This window comes from Bradyrhizobium sp. AUGA SZCCT0176, from assembly GCF_018130145.1.
Lineage (GTDB): Bacteria > Pseudomonadota > Alphaproteobacteria > Rhizobiales > Xanthobacteraceae > Bradyrhizobium.
In genome coordinates this window covers 71,765-76,392 of the sequence record NZ_JAFCMB010000011.1, presented here as the reverse complement: position 1 = coordinate 76,392, position 4,628 = coordinate 71,765, and the positions used below count along the sequence as shown (strand labels likewise).

The 4,628-nt window shown below is 64.4% G+C and carries 4 protein-coding genes; all 4 read right to left on the bottom strand.

The window, feature by feature from the left end; translation table 11 throughout:
* Positions 1–135: 135 nt before the first annotated feature.
* Complete coding sequence (hydA, locus tag JQ600_RS24070; protein WP_212386138.1) at positions 136–1,545, bottom strand: dihydropyrimidinase; 1,410 nt, start codon at positions 1,543–1,545, stop codon at positions 136–138.
* A gap of 74 nt (positions 1,546–1,619) precedes the next feature.
* The gene (locus JQ600_RS24065) at positions 1,620–2,456 is read right to left on the bottom strand and encodes a transporter substrate-binding domain-containing protein (protein WP_212386137.1); all 837 of its coding nucleotides are present in this window, start codon (positions 2,454–2,456) and stop codon (positions 1,620–1,622) included.
* Between the two features lie 73 nt (positions 2,457–2,529).
* Positions 2,530–3,030 carry a MaoC/PaaZ C-terminal domain-containing protein gene (locus tag JQ600_RS24060; RefSeq protein WP_212269412.1) on the bottom strand — a complete coding sequence of 167 codons (501 nt, stop codon included), beginning with the start codon at positions 3,028–3,030 and terminating at the stop codon, positions 2,530–2,532.
* 9 nt (positions 3,031–3,039) lie between these two features.
* Positions 3,040–4,623, bottom strand: a complete 1,584-nt coding sequence (locus JQ600_RS24055; RefSeq protein WP_212269413.1) for a CoA-transferase — start codon at positions 4,621–4,623, stop codon at positions 3,040–3,042.
* Positions 4,624–4,628: the final 5 nt, after the last annotated feature.

Below are 4,628 nucleotides of genomic sequence, written 5' to 3'. Positions count from 1 at the left end.
CGCCGTCGAGGACGAACCGCAATCGCGGGGGCCACGGAAATGTGACCTCGCGATTGCCGATCTGTCGTCGGTGCGTTCGATCAAAGCGAACATCATCGCCAATGGGTCGATTGTTTCGAGGTTAGGCCGGTCGCGTTAGTCGCGGGCGGAGGCGAACTGCGAAGGGGCGCGTGCCAGATGCTGGCCGGCCCCCTTGCGGCCGACCAGGGTGCCATCCGCGACGACCACCTCACCACGCACCAGTGTGGTCACCGGCCAACCGGTGACGCGGAGGCCCTCATAGGGCGTGTAATCGGGTCCGTGATGCAGGATGTCCTGGCTGATCGTCACCTCGCGCGTCGGATCCCAGATCGCGATATCTGCGTCGGAGCCGATCGCGATCGTGCCCTTACGCGGGTAGAGACCATAGGTCTTGGCATGGTTGGTCGCCGAGAGGGCAACGAACCGGTTCAGATCGATTCGTCCCTTGACCACGCCTTCCGAGAACAGAATCGGCAACCGCGTCTCGACGCCGGGAATCCCGTTCGGCACCCAACGAAAGCTGGTGCGGCCTTTCGGGGCGAGCTTTCCGGTCGTGTCGTAACGGAACGCGCAATGGTCGGAGGAGAAAACGCTGAATATCCCTTGCTGCAATCCTTCCCAGCAGGCGACCTGGCTTGGGACATCGCGTGGCGGCGGACTGCAGACGTATTTAGTCCCCTCCATGTTGAGCCCCTCCATGTCCTTCTCGGTCAGGACGAGATATTGCGGGCAGGTTTCACCAAACACCTTGAGGCCGCGCTGCTGGGCACGACGGACTTCTTCCATCGCTTCGCGGTTGGAGACGTGGACGATCATCACGGGCACGTCGGTCAGCTCGGCGAGGGCGATGGCGCGATGGGTGGCCTCGCGTTCGACGACAATCGGCCGGGATGCGCCGTGGAAATGCGGAGCGGTACGTCCGCCTCGCTCCAGGCGATCGGTGAGGAAACGGATGGCGTCGAAATTCTCGGCGTGGACCATGACCAGCGCGCCGGTCTCGCGGGCAACCGACATCACCTCGAGGATCTGGCGATCGCTGAGCGCCAGATCCTCATAGGTCATGAATACCTTGAACGAGGTGTAGCCGTCCTTGATCAGGGCCGGGAGCTCCTGGCCGAGGACCTGTTCGGTCGGGTCCGAAATGATCAGGTGGAAACTGACGTCGATGTAGCAATTGCCGTCAGCCTTGGCGTGATAGTCCCGCACCGCCTGCCGCAGGCTCTGTCCGCGTTCCTGCAGACAGAACGGCAGCACCGTGGTGTTGCCTCCGAAGGCGGCGGCGCGGGTGCCGCTTTCGAAATCGTCGGCCATGACGATGCCCGGCCCGCTCGGCTGGGAAAAGTGGACATGGCTGTCGATGCCGCCGGGCAGGACCAGCCGGCCGGTAGCATCGATGGTCTGCCCCGCATCGCCGAGGCCGTGGCCGAGGGCTGCAATCCGTCCGTCCGATATCCCGACATCGCAGGCGAAGGTGTCGGACGCCGTCGCCACTGTGCCGCCGCGGATTATGGTGTCGAATGTCATGTCGCGCTCCGGTCGGGTCGGTTTGCGGATTGCTCACCGGGGAGCGCTGCCGCGCCATGCGGCAGCACTTGCCGTCAGTTGGTGGGGCCGTCGCCGCGGATGACGAAAGTGGTGGCTTTCAGCTTGGTCATGCCGAACTTGTCGAACAGCTTGTCATAGGTGCCGTCGGTGCGGATGGCCGTCAGCGCGTCTGCCGCCGCCTGCGCCAGCTGCTTGTCGCGGAAGGCGAAGGTAATGTCGGTGCCGGCAATGTCCCTGACCCAGATCTTGGCGATGCCGCGCTGCTCGAGCGAGTTGGCGGTCTCGTTGATGTTGAGCGCAGCCTCGAGCTGTCCGGCGCGCAAGGCTGCCGAGGTCGCGGTGACGGTCGTGAACGTGCGCAACTCGATTTCCTTGAGCCCTTTGGCCACCATCGCGGCGCTGTACTCGCGCGCCTTGCGCTCGGTATAGGTCGCCGACTCGACGCCGACGACGCGGCCGGCGAGATCTTCGAACTTCTCCAGCTTCAGGCTGGATGCAGGATCGGTATAGATGCTGATCGCCTGCTGCGCGTAGGGCACGAGGTACAGCATCTTCGAGCGCTCCTCGGTCCAGAACAGACCGGTGTTGATGGCGTCGAAGCGGCCGGAGCGCAGACCCGGAATCATTGGCGGGAAATCCATCCGCAGGAACACCGGCTCGATGCAGATGCGTTTGGCGATTTCGCGCGCCAGTTCGACATTGAGCCCCTGCAGTTCGCCCTTGTCGTCGATGAACTGCTGCGGTGGCAGGGTCGGATTGATGGACATCTGCCATTTGCCGGCTTCGATCAGGCTCGATGCCGGCACTCTTGGCGTGCAGTTCTGGGCGTGAGCTGTTGGGACTAGGCCGATCAGCACGGCCAGAGCGGAGAAGATATTGAGAAGTCGCATGACGTGAACCCCTGTGTAAAAAGTGAATAGGTGAGGCGGCGTTCCCGGGTCTGGTCGTCTTTTCGTTGTCTCGTTATGACGCGTCCGGCGTGGCGGATGCGCAATCGGGCTGGCGGGTCAGGATCAGCGAGGTATGGCGGGCTTCCGTCACCACCTCGTCGCGCTGGTTGATCAGCTCGAGTGCTTCGATGACGACGCCGCGCGCGGGGTTGCGGGTCGGGCGCTTCTCGACGAAGCGGAATCGCACGCGCAAGCGGTCGCCGGCGACCACCGGCGCCTTGAAGCACACGCCGTCCCAGCCGAGCGAGGCGACTGACGTCTCTTCATAGAGTTTCAGCTCCGACTTCAGCCCTTCCATCAGTGACAGGCCATACAGCCCATGCGCGATCACTGCCGGAAAGCCGCGGGATTTCGCGTAAGCAGCGTTGACATGCAGCGGATGATGATCGCGCGTGACGTCGGCGAAGGCCGCGATATCGGCTGGCGTCACGGTGTGTGCCGCGCTCTCGAACTGCGTGCCGGATTCGATATCTTCAAAGCGGAGATTGATCGGCGCGGTGGCTGTGGTTTCCATAGCGTGTTCTCAGGCGACCTTGCGCGGGCGAGCCGGCAGCTCAACGAAGCTCTGGCCGATTCCCATCGGCCCGGGCCGGAAGATGCGCGGGTCCATGTCCTTGAGGTCGGGGCTGATGCGCGGCCGGAATCCCATATGCGCCAGCACATCCTGCTCCAGGCGTACGCCCGGGGCGATCTCGGTCAGCGTCATGCCGCCATTCTCCAGCTGGAACACGGCCCGTTCGGTGACGTAGGAGACTTCCTGGCCGCGCTGCGCGGCCAGACCAGCACTGAAGCTGATCTGGCCGACCTGCGGCACGAATTTACGGAAGGCGCCGTCGCGGCGGATCGCCAGCCGCCCGTTTTCGACGGCGATGTCGAACTTGCCGCCGGTCATGGTGCCGCTGAAGATCAGCCGCTTGGCGTTCTGGGTGATGTCGATGAAGCCGCCAGAGCCGTCGCGGCGGTCGCCGAAACGGGTGACATTGACATTGCCCACCTCGTCGACTTCCGCGAACGAGAGAAAGGCACAGGAGAGGCCACCGCCGTCGTAGAAATCGAACTGGTAGGCCTGATCGAGAATGGCGCGCGGATTGATGGCGGTGCCGAACTCTCGCGCATGGCCCGGTACGCCACCGACCACGCCGGATTCCACGGTCAGGGTGATCAGATCCGCGATGCCTTCCTCGGCTGCGACATTGGGGATCATCGCCGAGATGCCGACGCCGAGATTGACCACGTCGCGCGGGCGCAGCTCGAAGGCGGCGCGGCGGGCGATCACCCGCCGTTCGGTGAGCGGATCGGGCACGATCATCGCGACCGGTACGCGGGTCTCGCCGCAGCGAGCAGGATCGTAGAGCGTGCCGTAGGTCTGCATCTGCCCGGGTTCGAGCACGACGTGGTCGATCAGGAAGCCGGGGATCTTGACCATCTGCGGATGGATCGAGCCGCGCTTGACGATCCGTTTCACCTGGCAGATCACAGTGCCGCCGGCATTGTGAACGGCTTGCGCGATCGAGAGATCCTCGCGCGTCGTGCCTTCGTGCTCCATGCTGACATAGCCGTCCTCGTCGGCCGAAGTGCCGCGGATGATGGCGACGTTGGGAGGCGAGGGCGCGCGGTAGAGCAGCCACGATTGGCCCTGCAGTTCGACGAGGTCGACCAGCGGCAGGGTGGTGCGTGCATTCATGCGCCCCCCGTCCTGGCGCGGGTCCATGTAGGTGTTGAGGCCGACATGGGTCAGCACGCCGGGATGCTTTGCGGCCATGGCACGGCAGAGCTGGCTCATCACGCCTTGGGGGAAGTTGTAGGCGTCGATCAACTCGTCGCGCACCAGGCGCATGAACGGCACTTGCAGCCCGAAATTGCCGCCGACCACCCGCGCGATCAGGCCTTCATGCGCGAGATGGCATAGACCCTTCTCGGTCACCGCGCCGACGCCGGTGATGTTGATCAGCGTTAGCCCGTGCGGCCCGCCGCCGCCGAGGAAACGCTGCTCCAGCGCATCGAGAACGGCTTCCGCCACGCCGGTTCCGCCATTGCCGCCGACGATCAGCGTATCGGTGTCGCGGATCAGGCTTGCGGCCTGTGCCGCGGTGATGATGCTCAGCACGGTTG